This is a genomic window from Bacillus sp. SN32, assembly GCF_002837495.1.
GTDB classification, from domain to species: Bacteria; Bacillota; Bacilli; order Bacillales; family Bacillaceae; genus Bacillus; species Bacillus subtilis.
Map to the genome: position 1 here is coordinate 1 of NZ_PJCT01000001.1, position 16,636 is coordinate 16,636.

General features: G+C 44.8%; 16 protein-coding genes, 17 tRNA genes, 2 rRNA genes, 1 pseudogene and 1 riboswitch. Of the genes and pseudogenes, 29 read left to right on the forward strand and 7 right to left on the reverse strand.

The window, feature by feature from the left end; all coding sequences use genetic code 11:
* The 18 genes from CW370_RS00005 to CW370_RS00090 all read left to right on the forward strand — a co-directional run.
* A 23S ribosomal RNA gene (locus tag CW370_RS00005) occupies positions 1-85 on the forward strand; the annotation flags it as partial.
* A 111-nt stretch (positions 86-196) separates the two neighbouring features.
* A 5S ribosomal RNA gene (gene rrf / locus CW370_RS00010) occupies positions 197-312 on the forward strand.
* A 9-nt stretch (positions 313-321) separates the two neighbouring features.
* A tRNA-Asn gene (locus CW370_RS00015) sits at positions 322-396 on the forward strand.
* A gap of 5 nt (positions 397-401) precedes the next feature.
* Positions 402-493: transfer RNA gene (locus tag CW370_RS00020), tRNA-Ser, on the forward strand.
* 34 nt (positions 494-527) lie between these two features.
* Positions 528-599: transfer RNA gene (locus tag CW370_RS00025), tRNA-Glu, on the forward strand.
* 9 nt (positions 600-608) lie between these two features.
* A tRNA-Val gene (locus CW370_RS00030) sits at positions 609-684 on the forward strand.
* Positions 685-693: 9 nt separating this feature from the next.
* A tRNA-Met gene (locus tag CW370_RS00035) sits at positions 694-770 on the forward strand.
* Between the two features lie 11 nt (positions 771-781).
* Positions 782-858, forward strand: a tRNA-Asp gene (locus CW370_RS00040).
* A gap of 12 nt (positions 859-870) precedes the next feature.
* Positions 871-946, forward strand: a tRNA-Phe gene (locus tag CW370_RS00045).
* A 5-nt stretch (positions 947-951) separates the two neighbouring features.
* Positions 952-1,024: transfer RNA gene (locus CW370_RS00050), tRNA-Thr, on the forward strand.
* Between the two features lie 22 nt (positions 1,025-1,046).
* Positions 1,047-1,131 (forward strand) — tRNA-Tyr (locus tag CW370_RS00055).
* A gap of 5 nt (positions 1,132-1,136) precedes the next feature.
* Positions 1,137-1,210, forward strand: a tRNA-Trp gene (locus CW370_RS00060).
* 24 nt (positions 1,211-1,234) lie between these two features.
* Positions 1,235-1,310: transfer RNA gene (locus CW370_RS00065), tRNA-His, on the forward strand.
* Positions 1,311-1,319: 9 nt separating this feature from the next.
* Positions 1,320-1,391, forward strand: a tRNA-Gln gene (locus CW370_RS00070).
* Between the two features lie 49 nt (positions 1,392-1,440).
* Positions 1,441-1,515, forward strand: a tRNA-Gly gene (locus tag CW370_RS00075).
* Positions 1,516-1,520: 5 nt separating this feature from the next.
* Positions 1,521-1,591: transfer RNA gene (locus CW370_RS00080), tRNA-Cys, on the forward strand.
* 7 nt (positions 1,592-1,598) lie between these two features.
* Positions 1,599-1,687 (forward strand) — tRNA-Leu (locus tag CW370_RS00085).
* Between the two features lie 264 nt (positions 1,688-1,951).
* Positions 1,952-2,033 (forward strand) — tRNA-Leu (locus CW370_RS00090).
* A gap of 78 nt (positions 2,034-2,111) precedes the next feature.
* On the opposite strand, the gene spo0M is transcribed toward CW370_RS00090, so the two are convergent.
* The gene (spo0M, locus tag CW370_RS00095) at positions 2,112-2,888 is read right to left on the reverse strand and encodes a sporulation control protein Spo0M (RefSeq protein ID WP_024572631.1); all 777 of its coding nucleotides are present in this window, start codon (positions 2,886-2,888) and stop codon (positions 2,112-2,114) included.
* A 141-nt stretch (positions 2,889-3,029) separates the two neighbouring features.
* Here spo0M and CW370_RS00100 point away from each other — a divergent pair, with 141 nt between their 5' ends.
* Positions 3,030-3,233 carry a hypothetical protein gene (locus CW370_RS00100; protein ID WP_024572630.1) on the forward strand — a complete coding sequence of 68 codons (204 nt, stop codon included), beginning with the start codon at positions 3,030-3,032 and terminating at the stop codon, positions 3,231-3,233.
* A 74-nt stretch (positions 3,234-3,307) separates the two neighbouring features.
* Here CW370_RS00100 and CW370_RS21440 read toward each other — a convergent pair.
* A pseudogene (locus tag CW370_RS21440) lies at positions 3,308-3,579 on the reverse strand (spore coat protein).
* A gap of 41 nt (positions 3,580-3,620) precedes the next feature.
* On the opposite strand from CW370_RS21440, the gene CW370_RS00110 reads away from it, so the two are divergent.
* Both CW370_RS00110 and thiC read left to right on the forward strand, forming a co-directional pair.
* On the forward strand, positions 3,621-4,313 hold the full coding sequence (locus tag CW370_RS00110; RefSeq protein WP_024572628.1) for a Type 1 glutamine amidotransferase-like domain-containing protein: 693 nt from the start codon (positions 3,621-3,623) through the stop codon (positions 4,311-4,313).
* Positions 4,314-4,382: 69 nt separating this feature from the next.
* Positions 4,383-4,490, forward strand: a riboswitch (TPP riboswitch).
* A gap of 132 nt (positions 4,491-4,622) precedes the next feature.
* A complete protein-coding gene (gene thiC / locus CW370_RS00115; protein ID WP_024572627.1) occupies positions 4,623-6,395 on the forward strand; it encodes a phosphomethylpyrimidine synthase ThiC in 1,773 nt (590 codons plus the stop codon).
* Positions 6,396-6,432: 37 nt separating this feature from the next.
* On the opposite strand, the gene CW370_RS00120 is transcribed toward thiC, so the two are convergent.
* Positions 6,433-7,788: an FAD-binding oxidoreductase gene (locus CW370_RS00120; protein WP_024572626.1), complete on the reverse strand. Its 1,356-nt coding sequence runs from the start codon at positions 7,786-7,788 to the stop codon at positions 6,433-6,435.
* Between the two features lie 250 nt (positions 7,789-8,038).
* Between CW370_RS00120 and senS the strand changes: the two genes are divergently transcribed.
* Positions 8,039-8,236 carry a transcriptional regulator SenS gene (gene senS, locus CW370_RS00125; protein WP_003245192.1) on the forward strand — a complete coding sequence of 66 codons (198 nt, stop codon included), beginning with the start codon at positions 8,039-8,041 and terminating at the stop codon, positions 8,234-8,236.
* Positions 8,237-8,262: 26 nt separating this feature from the next.
* On the opposite strand, the gene katA is transcribed toward senS, so the two are convergent.
* Entirely contained in the window at positions 8,263-9,714 is a 1,452-nt protein-coding gene (katA, locus tag CW370_RS00130) for a catalase KatA (protein WP_014476225.1), read from the reverse strand.
* 407 nt (positions 9,715-10,121) lie between these two features.
* Here katA and CW370_RS00135 point away from each other — a divergent pair, with 407 nt between their 5' ends.
* From CW370_RS00135 to rpsN, 6 genes are all read left to right on the forward strand, one after another.
* A complete protein-coding gene (locus CW370_RS00135; protein WP_024572625.1) occupies positions 10,122-10,889 on the forward strand; it encodes an ABC transporter ATP-binding protein in 768 nt (255 codons plus the stop codon).
* A gap of 17 nt (positions 10,890-10,906) precedes the next feature.
* Entirely contained in the window at positions 10,907-11,905 is a 999-nt protein-coding gene (locus CW370_RS00140) for an aliphatic sulfonate ABC transporter substrate-binding protein (RefSeq protein WP_024572624.1), read from the forward strand.
* A complete protein-coding gene (locus tag CW370_RS00145; protein WP_080263052.1) occupies positions 11,902-12,732 on the forward strand; it encodes an ABC transporter permease in 831 nt (276 codons plus the stop codon). Before CW370_RS00140 ends, CW370_RS00145 begins: the two co-directional genes overlap by 4 nt.
* A gap of 22 nt (positions 12,733-12,754) precedes the next feature.
* A complete protein-coding gene (gene ssuD, locus CW370_RS00150) occupies positions 12,755-13,885 on the forward strand; it encodes an FMNH2-dependent alkanesulfonate monooxygenase (RefSeq protein ID WP_101169432.1) in 1,131 nt (376 codons plus the stop codon).
* A 102-nt stretch (positions 13,886-13,987) separates the two neighbouring features.
* Positions 13,988-14,524: a hypothetical protein gene (locus CW370_RS00155; RefSeq protein WP_029878548.1), complete on the forward strand. Its 537-nt coding sequence runs from the start codon at positions 13,988-13,990 to the stop codon at positions 14,522-14,524.
* A gap of 112 nt (positions 14,525-14,636) precedes the next feature.
* Positions 14,637-14,906 (forward strand): 30S ribosomal protein S14, encoded by a 270-nt coding sequence (gene rpsN, locus CW370_RS00160; RefSeq protein ID WP_024573218.1) that lies wholly within the window; start codon positions 14,637-14,639, stop codon positions 14,904-14,906.
* Between the two features lie 17 nt (positions 14,907-14,923).
* On the opposite strand, the gene CW370_RS00165 is transcribed toward rpsN, so the two are convergent.
* Both CW370_RS00165 and CW370_RS00170 read right to left on the reverse strand, forming a co-directional pair.
* The gene (locus CW370_RS00165) at positions 14,924-15,397 is read right to left on the reverse strand and encodes a membrane protein (RefSeq protein ID WP_014476230.1); all 474 of its coding nucleotides are present in this window, start codon (positions 15,395-15,397) and stop codon (positions 14,924-14,926) included.
* Position 15,398: 1 nt separating this feature from the next.
* Positions 15,399-15,599, reverse strand: a complete 201-nt coding sequence (locus CW370_RS00170; protein WP_009966860.1) for a helix-turn-helix transcriptional regulator — start codon at positions 15,597-15,599, stop codon at positions 15,399-15,401.
* Positions 15,600-15,792: 193 nt separating this feature from the next.
* Here CW370_RS00170 and CW370_RS00175 point away from each other — a divergent pair.
* Positions 15,793-15,866 (forward strand) — tRNA-Gly (locus tag CW370_RS00175).
* A 90-nt stretch (positions 15,867-15,956) separates the two neighbouring features.
* Here CW370_RS00175 and CW370_RS00180 read toward each other — a convergent pair.
* A complete protein-coding gene (locus CW370_RS00180) occupies positions 15,957-16,580 on the reverse strand; it encodes a B3/B4 domain-containing protein (RefSeq protein ID WP_024573217.1) in 624 nt (207 codons plus the stop codon).
* Between the last annotated feature and the right edge of the window lie 56 nt (positions 16,581-16,636).

Here is a 16,636-nt window from a genome sequence, read left to right on the forward strand (position 1 = left end):
AAAGATGATCAGGTTGATAGGTCTGAGGTGGAAGTGTGGCGACACATGGAGCTGACAGATACTAATCGATCGAGGACTTAACCATATTTTTGAATGATGTCACACCTGTTATCTAGTTTTGAGAGAATAAGTTTTTTCAAAAAACACTTGATTTTCTCAAGAATACATAGTATAATGTTAAATGTCACTGAAATTGTCTGGTGATGATGGCGAAGAGGTCACACCCGTTCCCATGCCGAACACGGAAGTTAAGCTCTTCAGCGCCGATGGTAGTCGGGGGTTTCCCCCTGTGAGAGTAGGACATCGCCAGGCAGACTTCATTCCGCAGTAGCTCAGTGGTAGAGCTATCGGCTGTTAACCGATCGGTCGTAGGTTCGAATCCTACCTGCGGAGCCATTATTGGAGAGCTGTCCGAGTGGTCGAAGGAGCACGATTGGAAATCGTGTAGGCGGTCAACTCCGTCTCAAGGGTTCGAATCCCTTGCTCTCCGCCACTGATACTTATACATAATTACAATTGAAAGTCTGGGCCCGTTGGTCAAGCGGTTAAGACACCGCCCTTTCACGGCGGTAACACGGGTTCGAATCCCGTACGGGTCATTATATGATGGAGGATTAGCTCAGCTGGGAGAGCATCTGCCTTACAAGCAGAGGGTCGGCGGTTCGAGCCCGTCATCCTCCACCATTATATCATCGCGGGGTGGAGCAGTTCGGTAGCTCGTCGGGCTCATAACCCGAAGGTCGCAGGTTCAAATCCTGCCCCCGCAACCAAATTTTAAAATGGTCCGGTAGTTCAGTTGGTTAGAATGCCTGCCTGTCACGCAGGAGGTCGCGGGTTCGAGTCCCGTCCGGACCGCCATTTAAATACTTAGGCTCGGTAGCTCAGTTGGTAGAGCAACGGACTGAAAATCCGTGTGTCGGCGGTTCGATTCCGTCCCGAGCCACCACCTATGCCGGTGTAGCTCAATTGGTAGAGCAACTGACTTGTAATCAGTAGGTTGGGGGTTCAAGTCCTCTTGCCGGCACTGTTTTTTCAAAATTTAATGTGGAGGGGTAGCGAAGTGGCTAAACGCGGCGGACTGTAAATCCGCTCCCTCAGGGTTCGGCAGTTCGAATCTGCCCCCCTCCACCATTTATAGGGGCATAGTTTAACGGTAGAACAGAGGTCTCCAAAACCTCCGGTGTGGGTTCGATTCCTACTGCCCCTGCCAAATTTATGACATCTTGAGATTATGGCGGTTGTGGCGAAGTGGTTAACGCACCAGATTGTGGCTCTGGCACTCGTGGGTTCGATTCCCATCAATCGCCCCATATTATCATTGGGCTATAGCCAAGCGGTAAGGCAACGGACTTTGACTCCGTCATGCGTTGGTTCGAATCCAGCTAGCCCAGTCTAACTTTTTATATCAACTGCATATAGTGTATTAAGTCCATTAAAAATGCGGAAGTAGTTCAGTGGTAGAACATCACCTTGCCAAGGTGGGGGTCGCGGGTTCGAATCCCGTCTTCCGCTCCAATTACGGCGGCATAGCCAAGTGGTAAGGCAGAGGTCTGCAAAACCTTTATCCCCGGTTCGAATCCGGGTGTCGCCTTCTTATTGCCGGGGTGGTGGAATTGGCAGACACACAGGACTTAAAATCCTGCGGTAGGTGACTACCGTGCCGGTTCAAGTCCGGCCCTCGGCACCAATTTTACTTACATGGTAAGTTGAATTGGTGTTTGTGTTTTATCATTATAACTAATCATATTAATGATCTACATAAGTAGATCATTTTTTAATGCTTTGATTTATCATAACAAGCTAAGTTCCGAGGCCTATTATAAAGCGGCTGTTGAACTAGTCTCTCAACACTTTTATTTTATATTTCCAAAAAAACTTTTTTGAAATACGTTGACACTTTATGAGATCCATGATATATTTATATTCGTCGGTTAGATACGACGTAAAACTTGCCGGTGTGGCGGAATTGGCAGACGCGCACGACTCAAAATCGTGTTCCTTCTGGAGTGTCGGTTCGACCCCGACCACCGGTATACTGAAAAACCCGTTTCTTAACAGAAACGGGTTTTTATTTTTTATTAAAGAAAAGGAGCCTCGGCTCCTTTTTATACTTACTCAGCGTATTGGTCTAGGATCTCTTCTAGCACCTCTTCTAGCTCTTCTGTATCTTCAAGCTCTGATTGGCTGAAACGGACGCGTACAAGCTGTTCTCCGTCATTATACATCTCTTCCAGCCACCCTCGGAGTCCTCTTGCTCTGCGGTCGACTTCGAAAATGATTTCCAAACCGTCTTCGTCTAAAAGGAAAATGAGCTCTAATTCATCAAGCATCTGACGATAATATCCGGAAGTCGGAACGAATTCGAATTCCTGAACGAACGGAAGACGACGCTGGAAGTAGGGCGCTTGTTCGCAGTCTGCTTCGTTAAGACGGAAGCCCAGGTTTTCGATTGCTTCAAGCACATTTTCAATCCAAGGGTGCGCTTCAACGAAAATGCGGTCATGATCGGATTTATCGATACCGCCTTGAATGTCAAGGTCTGTCACCACGGCAACCTCTACTTTCCCTACAGTGATCGGCGTATCTAGAGGCAGAGTGAATGTGAACGGAAATTGATGCTCTTCACCAGGCTGAATGGTAAATGAACCAGTGACCCGGAAAGAATGAATTGTAGCGTATTTCCGGTGCTCTTCATCGTCTTTTACAATGACATACCGTGTAATAAGCTGTAAATCGATATAACGGATGTCCTGAGCGATTTTTCCGCCTTTGACATGTATCGTTCCCTGTACTTCTTCTCCAGGAAAATATGCGTCTTTCTCTAAAATAGTATCAACTTTTGCTGCTCCAATTCCGGCACTTGCCGCAAGCTTCTTAAAAAGTGACATGTTAGATCTTCCCCTTTTTCTTTTTTCTCAACAGATATACGTAAGAAGGAGGAAAAAAGATTCATTCGATCCATACTTTTTTCCTATTATTCGTCTCGGCCTAGGGACAGACTAAGAATAATATTGAAAATAAAGGAGTGGATGGAAGTGAATAAAGAAAGTTTGGTTGCAGATGAATTACACAGAATGTTTTTGGCCGGTGAGCTGCAAATCACAGTAGAGGAGGATATAAACAGTATTTCCGAAAGGCTGAGAAACTGTGATCTCAGTTTAGACCGATTAAGCGGTGAAGACGCGTTTATAAAAGAAACGGTAAACGAGGCTTTAAGAAGAGTGGAGCAATAAAAAAGAGACGGCATCTCATCTTTGAGATCCCGTCTCTTTTTGTGGTCTTTACTGCAAGATAAAAGCGTAATTGCTCACCCGAGCCACCCCTTTTCTAACAGAAGATCTGACAGTTCATCATGGAGATAAACAGTTGTTTCTAATTGATCATGCAATGCTCTTCTGATGTGGGGATTTTCGGCTTCTGTTATTGCGACAGTGTATTTGTTAATGCTGGTTTTTATTGTTGTTAACAAATCAAGAATATCTTTGGGACAAAGACTTTGTTCAATGGGAAACCACCTCCTTTGTTTTTTAGCAGCTCCTGATAAGAAAGTATTTGACTTTGTTTCTTGCTTCTATACAAAATGCTATAATAAGCAACAAATTTTGTTGGGGGGTGTGATGATGAAGCAGATTATTGCGATGGGGGGCGGGGGTTTTTCGATGGAGCCGGATAATTTGTCCCTCGATCAATATATCCTCAATCAATCAAAACGAGAGCAGCCTCGTATTTGTTTTTTGCCGACGGCGAGCGGAGATTCCCAAAACTATATTCAGCGGTTTTATCATGCATTTCAAACATTGGATTGTGTGCTGTCTCACTTATCTTTGTTTAAGCCGTCATCAACAGATTTAGCTTCTTTTGTTATGGAAATGGACGTGATTTATGTTGGCGGTGGAAATACGCGGAATTTACTTGTGTTATGGAAAGAGTGGGGGCTGGATCATATTCTCAGGGAAGCATGGAAGAACGGTGTGGTTGTAGCTGGATTAAGTGCCGGTGCGATCTGCTGGTTTGAAGAAGGGGTGACAGATTCAGCCGGACCGCTGACAAGTTTGAAAAGTTTAGGTTTTTTGCAAGGGAGCTTTTGTCCCCATTATGACGGGGAAAAGGATCGGAGACCGGCATACCACCAGCTGATATCTAACAAGTTCTTATGCAGTGGCTATGCAGCGGATGATGGGGCTGCTCTCCATTTCATAAATGATCAGCTGTTTCAGACTGTGAGTTCAAGGTCGGGTGCAAAGGCATATCGGGTGATGATGGCTGAACATGAAATAGCTGAAATCCCGTTGCCGGCCAAATATTTAGGGTGAAATTGGCTGAATATTATCTATATTCCTCTTTTTTTCAGATTGATTTTATGATAAGATGAGTGCGAAATCAATAGTTACTGGGGGTGCCCGCTTTCGGGCTGAGAGAGAAGGTAAGCTTCTTAACCCTTTGGACCTGATCTGGTTCGTACCAGCGTGGGGAAGTAGAGGAATTGTTTTTGTTATTGTCGTGCTGGGCAATAATATGTTTCTTTCTGACTGTAACCGGGTTCATTTATATGAATCCGGTTTTTTGTGCTGGTTATGGGCTTGATTTTGTCCTTTCAAACGTAGAGAGGGGAAGGAAAAGTAATGCAAAACAATTCAGTGCAGCAAGCCAACATTTCCATTATGTCAAGTTTTTCAGGCAGCAAGAAGGTATACGTGGAGGGTTCTTCTTCGGACATCCAAGTGCCGATGAGGGAGATTGCATTGAGTCCGACGACGGGATCGTTCGGCGAAGAGGAAAACGCGCCTGTGCGTGTCTATGATACAAGCGGACCGTATACGGACCCTGAAGTAACCATTAATATTCAAGAAGGATTAAAGCCGCTCCGCCAAAAATGGATCACAGAGCGCGGTGACGTGGAAGAGTATGAAGGTCGGGCTATAAAACCAGAAGATAACGGTTATAAAAAAGCAAATCCAAACGTAAGCTACCCAGGATTAAAGCGGAAACCGCTGAGGGCGAAGGCAGGTCAAAATGTCACTCAAATGCACTATGCAAAAAAGGGGATCATTACACCTGAGATGGAATTTATCGCCATTCGTGAGCATGTGTCTCCTGAATTCGTCAGAGACGAGGTAGCCAGCGGCCGGGCGATTATTCCTTCAAACATTAATCACCCTGAAAGTGAGCCAATGATTATCGGCCGGAATTTTCATGTGAAGATTAATGCGAATATCGGGAATTCAGCGGTTACGTCATCCATTGAAGAAGAAGTGGAAAAAATGACGTGGGCCATCCGCTGGGGAGCAGATACAATGATGGATCTCTCTACCGGAAAAGATATTCATACGACGCGTGAATGGATTATCCGCAATTGCCCCGTGCCTGTGGGAACTGTTCCGATTTATCAGGCGCTTGAAAAAGTAAACGGCGTAGCGGAGGATTTAACGTGGGAGATTTATCGTGATACGCTAATCGAGCAGGCAGAGCAGGGAGTGGATTATTTTACGATTCACGCGGGTGTTTTGCTTAGGTATGTACCGCTGACTGCCAAACGGACAACTGGTATTGTGTCACGCGGGGGAGCGATTATGGCGCAGTGGTGTCTGGCTCATCATCAAGAAAGCTTTTTATACACACATTTTGAAGAAATCTGTGAGATTATGAAAACGTATGATATTGCTTTCTCTCTTGGGGATGGTTTGCGTCCCGGATCAATTGCTGATGCCAATGACGAAGCGCAGTTTGCTGAATTAGAGACGCTTGGAGAGCTGACGCAAATTGCCTGGAAGCATGATGTTCAGGTGATGATTGAGGGTCCTGGACATGTTCCGATGCATAAAATCAAAGAGAACGTCGATAAACAAATGGACATTTGTAAAGAAGCGCCTTTTTACACATTGGGGCCGTTGACAACGGATATTGCTCCGGGATATGACCATATTACTTCAGCGATCGGAGCGGCGATGATCGGTTGGTATGGGACAGCAATGCTTTGTTATGTAACGCCGAAGGAGCATTTGGGGCTGCCAAACCGTGATGATGTTCGTGAAGGAGTCATTACATATAAGATCGCTGCGCACGCTGCGGACCTTGCAAAAGGGCATCCCGGAGCGCAAATCCGGGATGATGCGTTATCGAAAGCCCGTTTTGAATTCCGCTGGCGGGATCAGTTTAATTTATCTCTTGATCCGGAGAGAGCCCTTGAATACCATGATGAAACCCTGCCTGCTGAAGGAGCAAAAACCGCTCACTTTTGTTCCATGTGCGGTCCGAAATTTTGCAGCATGAGAATTTCACAGGATATTCGGGATTATGCGAAGAAAAACGATCTCAGTGAAGCAGAAGCCATAAATAAAGGATTAAAAGAAAAAGCAAAAGAGTTTGTTGAGACGGGAAGCAATTTATATCAATAAAAAAGATGAAGATGGAGAATGCTCCATCTTCATTTTTTTAGAAAAACAGAGAGCGTCGAAGCGGCGGAATGCTCTGTTCAAAACGGAATACATTTTCGGGATCATATTTCGTTTTGACACGGCGGAGTCGTTCAACGTTTTCGCCGTAATATGTTCTTGGCCAGTTTCTGATTTCGATATCTGGCCAATTTACGTAGTCTCCCATCGTTTCTCTCGAAAGGGACGTTCTCAGCCCCTCAATCCAGCGGACGTTTTGTCTTTTTTCTCCAGGGGATGTCCAGTTTGTTAAGTATTCCTGGGCGATGATTGCATCACGATAATAAAATGCCGTTTGGTCGGGAGCGATCCGTCCGGCTGCCCCGCCGAGTGCTTGCTGCCAGACACTGGCGTTTTGATTCGGAGCGTGCTCTAAAAAGTGTTTTATTGTTGAAATCGCACGTTCTGATAATGGCTTTTCAATGAAAGAGCCGGAGCGTTTCATTTTTTGAGGCTGATTGCCTCCCGGGCTGTTAAAAAAGGTTACCGCTTCGATGAACGGCATTGTTTTTACCATTCCGCTTGTTGGGCTTCCTGCTTTCAATAAAGGCTTTAACAGTTTTTTTAACTCTGTTTTTGGCCCGACAAATTGGCCGAGGGCTTCTATGCGGTTTACTTCTTTAGGCCAAAACTCTATTGATGATGTAAGCCGGTCATCTGTATACGGGGCCCAGTGCTGCCACGTGTTAAATACTTCCTCAAAATCATCCCATCCCCATGTTATAGAAAAAATCGACACTTGAGAGATGGGCACTGCTTTAAATGTCATGGAGGTGACTATGCCGAAATTGCCTCCTCCGCCTCCCTGAGACGCCCAAAATAAGTCTGGATGATTTGAACAGCTGACTGTAATCAGATCAGCGCCCTCTTTTTCGTCTGCTACGATCATCTCAAGCTGCACGAGGCTGTCGCAAGTAAGGCCGGCAGCCCTTGTTAAAAGTCCAATTCCCCCTCCGAGAGTTAAACCTGTGAGCCCTACATTAGCAATGGTGCCTGCGGGAAGCGTCAGGCCGTATTGCCAGAGTGTCCGATAGACTTCTCCCAATTCAGCCCCCGCTTCAATATAGGCCAGCTTTTTATCCTGATTCACAGTTATTTTTTTCATTTCGCTTAAATCAATAACAAGACCGTTATTTAAAAGGGAAAAGTTCTCATAGCTGTGTCTGCCGCCTCTAATACGGAAAGGCACACGGTTTTCACGCGCCCATTTCAGCGCATTGAGTGCATCCTGTTTGTTTTGGCAAAACACAATGATGTCAGGATACCTTTCTAAGCTTAGGTTAATATTGGTTCTTGCTTCGTTATAGTCCGGATCATCCCGTGTCACGATACGTCCGGTCAATTTTGTTTTTTCCACACTCCCACATCTCTTTCTCTCGTATTCTAGTTTCTCTAGCTTATGCGTCAGGGGAAAAGAGTGTATAAGGAAAAAGCGGGGATGCAATCTGATACAGTGTCAACACCCTCAAAAAATAGTTGACAGGTCGGTATTGTATGAATTAACATGGTCAGTACAAATTTTTCAAATTTATCGCGCTGATCGGAACACCGAAGGCTCTTATCGTTTAGATAAGGGCCTTTTTTGTATGAAAAAGGAGGGATTATTGATGGGAGTCAAAAAAGAAAAGGGGAGAAAACGATTCAGGAAGCGAAAAACCTACGGGAATCAGATTTTGCCGCTTGAGCTGCTGATTGAAAAAAACAAACGAGAGATTATAAACAGCGCGGAGCTCATGGAAGAAATTTATATGAAGATTGATGAGAAGCATACGCAATGTGTAACTAAATATAAAAAAACCCGCTGATTACAGCGGGTTTTTGCATTTCTACATTAAGCATCTTTTTTAATCGGCAATCCAAGGCCTTCTGCCACGCGTTTTCCGTATTCAGGATCCGCTTTGTAGAAGTGCTCGATTTGACGAAGCTTGATTTCTTCTTTTTCTACCGGCTTCATAGCATTAACGATATTTTCAACAAGGCGGGTACGTTCATCTTCACTCATTAAACGATACAGATCACCGGCTTGAGTGTAGTGATCGTTGTGATCGTAGCTTACGCTGTCAGCGATACCTTGTACCGGATATGCTGCTTGCTTATCCTCAGGTGACTCTTTTGGACCGCCGAAGCTGTTAGGCTCGTAATACACAGATCCGCCGCCGTTATCGTCAAAACGCATTTGTCCATCACGCTGATAATTGTTTACTTTGTTGCGTGCGCGGTTGATTGGCAGCGCTTGATGGTTTGCACCGACACGGTAGCGGTGTGCATCATGATAAGCAAACAGTCGGCCTTGAAGCATTTTATCCGGTGAAACATCAATACCAGGCACGAGTGTTCCAGGTGAAAATGTCGCTTGTTCTACCTCTGCAAAGTAGTTTTCCGGATTCCTGTCTAGAACCATGCGTCCGACCTCGATTAACGGGTAGTCTTTTTGAGACCAAACTTTTGTGACATCAAACGGATCGAAACGATACGTGTTTGCATCTTCTAAAGGCATGATTTGCACATATAGTTTCCATGCAGGATAATCACCGTTTTCGATTGCATTGAAAAGGTCTTCTGTATGGTAATCAGGGTTTTCACCAGCAATTTTTGCTGCCGTATTGACATCAAGGTTTTTCACGCCTTGTTCCGTTTTAAAGTGATATTTAATCCATACGCCTTCGCCTTCGGCATTTGTCCATTTGAATGTATGGCTTCCGAAGCCGTGCATGTGGCGAAGTGTTGCAGGAATTCCGCGGTCAGACATCAGGATTGTCACTTGGTGAAGTGACTCTGGTGAAAGTGACCAGAAATCCCATACAGCCGTAGGGTTTTTCAGGTGTGTTTTAGGATCTCTTTTTTGTGTATGGATGAAATCAGGGAACTTAATCGCATCGCGGATAAAGAATACAGGCGTATTGTTGCCGACGATGTCGTAGTTTCCTTCTTCAGTATAAAATTTAACAGCAAATCCGCGCGGGTCGCGAACTGTGTCAGCAGAGCCAAGTTCACCGGCAACTGTTGAGAAACGGATGAACAACGGTGTGCGTTTGCCGACTTCAGAAAGGAAAGCGGCTTTCGTGTATTTTGTTACGTCGTTTGTCACTTCAAAATATCCGTGTGCGCCTGCTCCTTTGGCGTGAACAACACGTTCAGGAACACGTTCTCGGTTGAAATGGGCCAATTTTTCGAGTAGATGTACATCTTGAATTAAAGTTGGTCCGCGAGAACCGGCAGTCATTGAGTTTTGATTATCTCCAACCGGAGCGCCCCAGCTAGTTGTCAGTTTATTTGAACTCATGTTATCACCTCTTGGAATTTATAAGAACATAATATCATCTCTAAGTAAAAAGTCAATATTATTTTATAATTATTATAAAATAGTTATCTCTATTAAGCGATATCTAGTATTGAAAGTGTGGAGAAACCTTGTTGGAACAGCTTTTTATGGTACTTGGTAATTTTTGAAGAAATAATTTTTTCTTCTCTATTTGCGAAATAAGCAGAGTAAGTGATAAACAAGGATATCAAAAATCGTATTTAAAAAAGAGTTGACATATCGGAATAATTTGAATTAACATGTTATTCAAACAAAAAAACAATTGGGCAGCTGATCGGACCGCCGAAGGCTCTCATCTCTACAAGAACAGAGATGGGGGCCTTTTTGTTTTTTTTGAAGGCGGGGTTGGCAGAAAGAGAGGGATAAAAGTGGCTGTGACCATCAGCATCAAAGAAAAGGCATTTGTTCAAGAGGGCCGCAAAAACACGGTCTTAGAGAACATAGAATTATCAATCGCACCAGGCGAATTTCTAACGCTTATCGGACCGAGCGGGTGCGGAAAAAGCACCCTGTTAAAGATTATTGCAGGGCTTGATTCTGAATATGACGGGAGTGTTGAAATTAACGGCCGCAGCGTAACAGCTCCGGGTATTCAGCAAGGATTTATTTTTCAGGAACACCGCCTCTTTCCTTGGCTGACTGTTGAGCAGAATATTGCCGCCGACTTGAATTTGAAGGACCCAAAAGTCAAACAAAAGGTGAATGAACTGATCGAGATTGTCAGATTGAAAGGATCGGAAAAAGCATATCCGCGCGAGCTGTCAGGCGGCATGTCACAAAGAGTAGCCATCGCCCGGGCCCTTCTGCGGGAGCCTGAGGTGCTGCTTTTAGATGAACCGTTTGGTGCACTCGACGCATTTACAAGAAAACACTTGCAGGACGTGCTGCTGGATATATGGAGGAGGAAAAAAACAACGATGATTCTCGTGACTCATGATATAGATGAATCTGTTTATTTAGGAAATGAGCTTGCGATCCTTAAGGCCAAACCGGGGAAAATCCATAAGCTGATGCCCATTCACCTGACGTATCCGCGGAACCGGACGACTCCGGATTTCCAGGCGATCAGACAGAGAGTGCTGTCGGAATTCGAGAAAACAGAAGATTTGGAGTACGCAGAAGGATCAGGGATATAGAAAGGGCGGAAGCGGAAATGAAAAAAGGACTCATTGTATTGGTTGCCGTTATTTTTCTGCTCGCAGGCTGTGGAGCAAATGGAGCCAGCGGTGACCACAAACAATTGAAGGAAATTCGTATTGGTATTCAGCAAAGCTTAAGCCCGCTTTTGATCGCAAAGGAAAAAGGCTGGTTCGAAGATGCATTTGAAAAAGAAGGCATCAAAGTGAAATGGGTGGAGTTTCAAAGCGGTCCGCCCCAATTTGAAGGCCTTGCGGCAGACAAACTTGATTTTTCTCAAGTCGGTAATTCGCCTGTGATTGCTGGACAGGCGGCAGGCATTGACTTTAAAGAAATCGGTTTGTCTCAGGACGGTTTGAAAGCAAACGGCATCCTTGTCAATCAAAACAGCGGCATTCAAGACGTTAAGGACTTAAAGGGAAAGAAAATTGCAGTCGCCAAAGGCAGCAGCGGGTTTGATTTTTTGTATAAAGCGCTTGATCAAGTGGGGTTGTCAGCTAACGATGTGACAATTATTCAGCTTCAGCCTGATGAAGCAGCTTCCGCATTTGAAAATGGATCTGTTGATGCCTGGTCCATTTGGGAGCCGTACTTGTCCTTAGAAACAATGAAACACGGAGCAAAAATCCTTGTGAACGGAGAAAGCACAGATTTATATTCACCGGGTTTTACTTTAGTAAGAACAAAGTTTTCAGAAGAGCATCCAGACGAAGTGGTCCGTTTTCTGAAGGTGTTTAATAAAGCCGTTGTATGGCAAAAGGAACATCTGGATGAAGCAGCGGACTTGTATTCTGACATTAAAGATCTCGATAAAAAGGTCGTCGAAAATGTGCTGAAAAATACTGAACCTCTGAATGAGGTCATCAGTGACGACATTGTGAAAGCGCAGCAGGAAACAGCAGATTTTCAATTTCGAACAAAGGCGATAGATAAGAAGATTGATGTGAAGGATGTTGTCGATAACACTTTTATCAAAAAAGCATTAAAGGAACATTCCTCAGGAGGTGATCAATGATGAAAGCAGAGGCTGCGGGCTCGCTGCCCAAAACGAATGCGGAAGCGGTGCGAAAAAAGCCCGGAAGGAAGAGATACGGCTGGATGAAGGGGATTTTACTGCCCGCTGTCATCATTGCCATCTGGCAGGTCATCGGCGGGCTGGGGGTTGTGTCCGCTACAGTGCTGCCTACACCTGTTACGATTGTTCTGACCTTTAAGGAGCTTATTTTGTCCGGCGAACTGTTCGGCCATCTGCAAATCAGCATTTATCGGGCGGCACTTGGTTTTTTGCTTGGCGCGGGGCTTGGATTGATGATCGGGATTTTGGCCGGATTCTCCAAACGGACGGAGCTGTATCTTGATCCGTCGTTGCAAATGCTTAGAACCGTACCTCATCTGGCCGTCACGCCGCTGTTTATTTTATGGTTCGGATTTGACGAAGTATCTAAAATTTTGCTGATTGCGCTCGGTGCCTTCTTTCCTGTCTATATCAATACGTTTAACGGCATCCGCGGGGTTGACGCGAAGCTGTTTGAAGTCGCCCGGGTGCTTGAATTTAAATGGCATCAGCAGATATCCAAAGTGATATTGCCGGCAGCCCTGCCCAATATATTGCTAGGCATTCGCTTATCGCTCGGCATTGCATGGCTCGGGCTCGTTGTGGCAGAGCTGATGGGCTCAAGCTCGGGAGTCGGCTATATGATCATGGATGCGAGACAGTTTTCACAAACGAATAAAGTCTTTGCAGGGATTATCATTTTTGCAGTGGTTGGAAAGCTGACGGATTCCTTCGTCAGGCTGCTGGAACGAAAGCTGTTAAAGTGGAGAAACAGCTACGAAGGATAAAAGATATAAAGGGGAGATGAATATGGAAATTCTTTGGTTTATACCGACTCATGGAGACGCGAGATATTTAGGATCTGAAAGTGATGGACGGACTGCGGATCATCTTTACTTTAAACAAGTCGCGCAGGCGGCAGACAGGCTGGGATATACAGGAGTTCTTCTGCCAACGGGAAGATCGTGCGAGGACCCGTGGCTTACAGCGTCGGCGCTGGCAGGAGAAACAAAGGACTTAAAGTTTTTAGTCGCGGTAAGACCTGGTTTAATGCAGCCTTCTCTGGCAGCCAGAATGACATCAACCCTAGACCGCATTTCAGACGGCCGGCTGCTGATCAACGTTGTGGCTGGGGGCGATCCGTATGAGCTGGCAGGCGATGGCCTGTTTATCAGCCATGATGAGCGCTATGAAGCAACAGACGAATTTTTAACCGTTTGGCGGAGACTTTTGCAGGGAGAAACGGTTTCCTATGAAGGAAAGCATATAAAAGTGGAAAACAGCAATCTGCTTTTCCCGCCGCAGCAAGAGCCGCATCCGCCCATCTATTTCGGTGGTTCGTCACAGGCTGGGATTGAAGCTGCCGCAAAGCATACAGACGTATACTTGACATGGGGTGAGCCGCCTGAACAAGTAAAAGAAAAGATAGAGAGAGTCAAAAAGCAAGCGGCAAAAGAAGGGAGATCCGTTCGATTTGGCATTAGGTTGCATGTCATTGCCCGTGAAACTGAACGAGAGGCGTGGGAAGCGGCAGAGCGCTTGATCAGCCACTTGGATGATGACACCATTGCCAAAGCGCAGGCAGCTTTGAGCCGTTACGACTCTTCAGGCCAGCAGCGGATGGCCGTCCTTCATCAAGGCGATCGGACGAAACTTGAAATCAGCCCGAATCTGTGGGCGGGGATCGGCCTGGTCAGAGGAGGGGCAGGAACAGCTCTTGTCGGTGATCCGCAGACGATTGCCGACCGGATAGCGGAGTATCAGGCACTCGGCATAGAATCGTTTATATTCTCCGGCTATCCGCATTTAGAAGAAGCGTATTATTTTGCAGAGCTTGTATTTCCGCTTTTGCCGTTTGAAAATGATCGGACGAGAAAGCTTCAGAACAAAAGGGGAGAAGCGGTAGGAAACACTTATTTTGTCAAAGAGAAAAATGCATGAGTTTAACTAAAATACAGTCCCCGAACATGGTATGATATTCAAAAAAAGGGGGCTTTTTTTCTGAAAACATTGAGAAGCGCGGCAGTCATTTGCCTCATAGCTATGCTGTCAGCATGCGGACATTCAAAACAGATGGAAATCAAAGCGGCGGACATATCAGAACTTGAAAAAAACAGAATGGATGTTGCAGCTTCACAGGCATTCACTGCTGAAGCCGTCAATATCGGTGAAGGTATTTCTTCAGCTGACATGTACATCGAACATTATCAAAAGGGAAAGCTTGTTGAGAGGTTAGGACCGGCTAGTGCAGATTATTCAGAGGAAAAACCCGATACCATACAATTTGTTTATTTTGAGAATGAAGAGGGGGCAGGAAAGAATAAACATACCACCATTCATTTTGGCATTGTGGATAAACAGGGAAATATAGCGGCTGATTCATCGGTGAAACGCGACGATAGCACAACACGGGAAATGACTCAGAATATTTCATCGCCGGAACCGATTACTTTCGAGAAGCCTGCTTTGATCGGCAGCAGTATTAGAGGGACTGACGAGACAATGCACACCTCTGAACATAAAAAAGAGCTCATTAAGCATCAAGATGCGTTACTGTATTATGTGGAATTGCATCATTAGAATGGGCGGCTTCAGGCCGTCTGTTTTACAAAGCGGTATGCTTGCTTTTTTGAATGGTGCATGATACATTTTAAATCGTAATAATTTCGATTTAAAAGGGAGGCTATGTGACTTGGCTAAAAAATCAAAAGTGGCAAAAGAGTTAAAACGCCAACAGCTTGTTGAACAATACGCTGATATTAGACGCGAGTTGAAGGAAAAAGGAGATTACGAGGCACTCAGCAAGCTGCCAAGAGATTCAGCACCGGGAAGGCTTCACAACCGCTGCATGGTAACGGGGCGCCCGAGAGCATATATGAGGAAGTTTAAAATGTCCAGAATCGCTTTCAGGGAGCTGGCCCATAAAGGCCAGATTCCCGGTGTGAAAAAAGCAAGCTGGTAAGAAAAAACTCCGGCCGATTACAGCGCGCCGGAGTTTTTTTCGTTTTTCTTGAAAGAGATGACGTAGGAAAGGTGCTGGATGATCATGATGATAAACACAATAATAATAGGGAAAAACGGAATACGCGATTGAAAAAGCGGATAAAAAATGAGAAGAACGGCTGCGGCAGGCAGCGAGAAGTAGACAGCGATATATGACGCGCGGCATGCTTTTGCCGTCATCATCTGCTCTCTTTCATCCTGCTCTTCAAACTCATCAGGCAGAAGAAGCTGCTTTCTGGCAGGGCGGCTTTTTTTCTGTAAGTACAAATAAACCGCAGACGCCGCAACAAACAGAATAAAGGGGGTGAGGTTTAATTCAAATACCATCCCGCCGCTCTTTGTGCCGAAAAAAGATGCTATGCCTTCTGAGGCTTCAAAGTATGAAATCAGCGTCCAGCATGCAAGGCCAAATAATACAAGGTGAAAAGCTGCTTTTGTTTTCATGCTCATCTTAGTTTTCCTCCTCTAACCAAAAGACATCCTCCATTTTCATGGAGAAGGCTTTGCAGATTTTCAGTGCTAACAGCAGTGAGGGAACATAATCGCCTTTTTCAATCGCTGCCACAGTCTGTCTTGTGACGCCGACCGTTTCTCCGAGTTTTTCCTGAGAATAGCCGAAGCGTGCCCTCAGCTCTTTTACTTTATTTTTCATCATGACGTCTGTCCCCTTCACTTTCTCGATTGATTATATTGTATAGTATACTTAACATTATGTAAATGAAACTTAACAAATTTACAAAAAGATAACTTTTTTTCGACAAAATTTTTATATTCCCTTGACGAAAAATAAATAAACATGTAATATAAAAAAAGTCAGAGCGGTACTGTTACTGACAACCACAAATGCGGGTGTAGTTTAGTGGTAAAACCTCAGCCTTCCAAGCTGATGTCGTGAGTTCGATTCTCATCACCCGCTCCATACATACGTTATTAACGCAGTGTTTCGTTTCTCAGATAAACGAAGTATTGCGTTTTTTTATGTAAAAAAGAACACGACATTCGTGTTCTTTTACGTAAGCCAATGTACTGTATGGGTGCCGCCGTGAATTTGTTCAAACATTTTCGTTAATGATGATAAGAGGTTAACAGCGCTGCTTTTCTCAATAGATGGCGGGAAAAAAATGATTTGCAGCATATTCTTAGTCTCGTTTGAAACGGGATAGTGGTTGACGCTGTTTTTGAAATCGCCAAAAATGCCGTTTTCATCAGAGAAAAGCAGTATATTTTCTTTTTCTCCCAATGAGATTTGGACCGGCTCATGAAGCTTTCCGGCATCATAAATCATAATAGGCAGAGAATATTTTAATGCGAAAAAATCGATTGTGTCATGGGCCGAATCTTTACTTTCCATGAATTGTTCCTTGGATATCGGGACCAGCATGTCCTCCATTGGGGTTGTTTCTCCCTCAAATGAAGGGTTAAGCTGTTTAAAGAGTTCCTGCCATTCCTTGACGAAGGATTCATCGGATATACCGCCGTCCGCATAGTCGAAAAACAAGGATTCTTGAAACAGGCGGAGTCTGCCTTTCAGCATTTGCGGTGAGGAGCCGACTTCGATATTCTCATAAATGACAGCAGCTGCATGTAAGCCGGCCGCACGTTCAGTAATAACAGAATCAAGTTTGATATTCACTAGCATTCACTCCAGTTACGTGATATCAACCTATTATAAACGCTGTATCGTTTTAT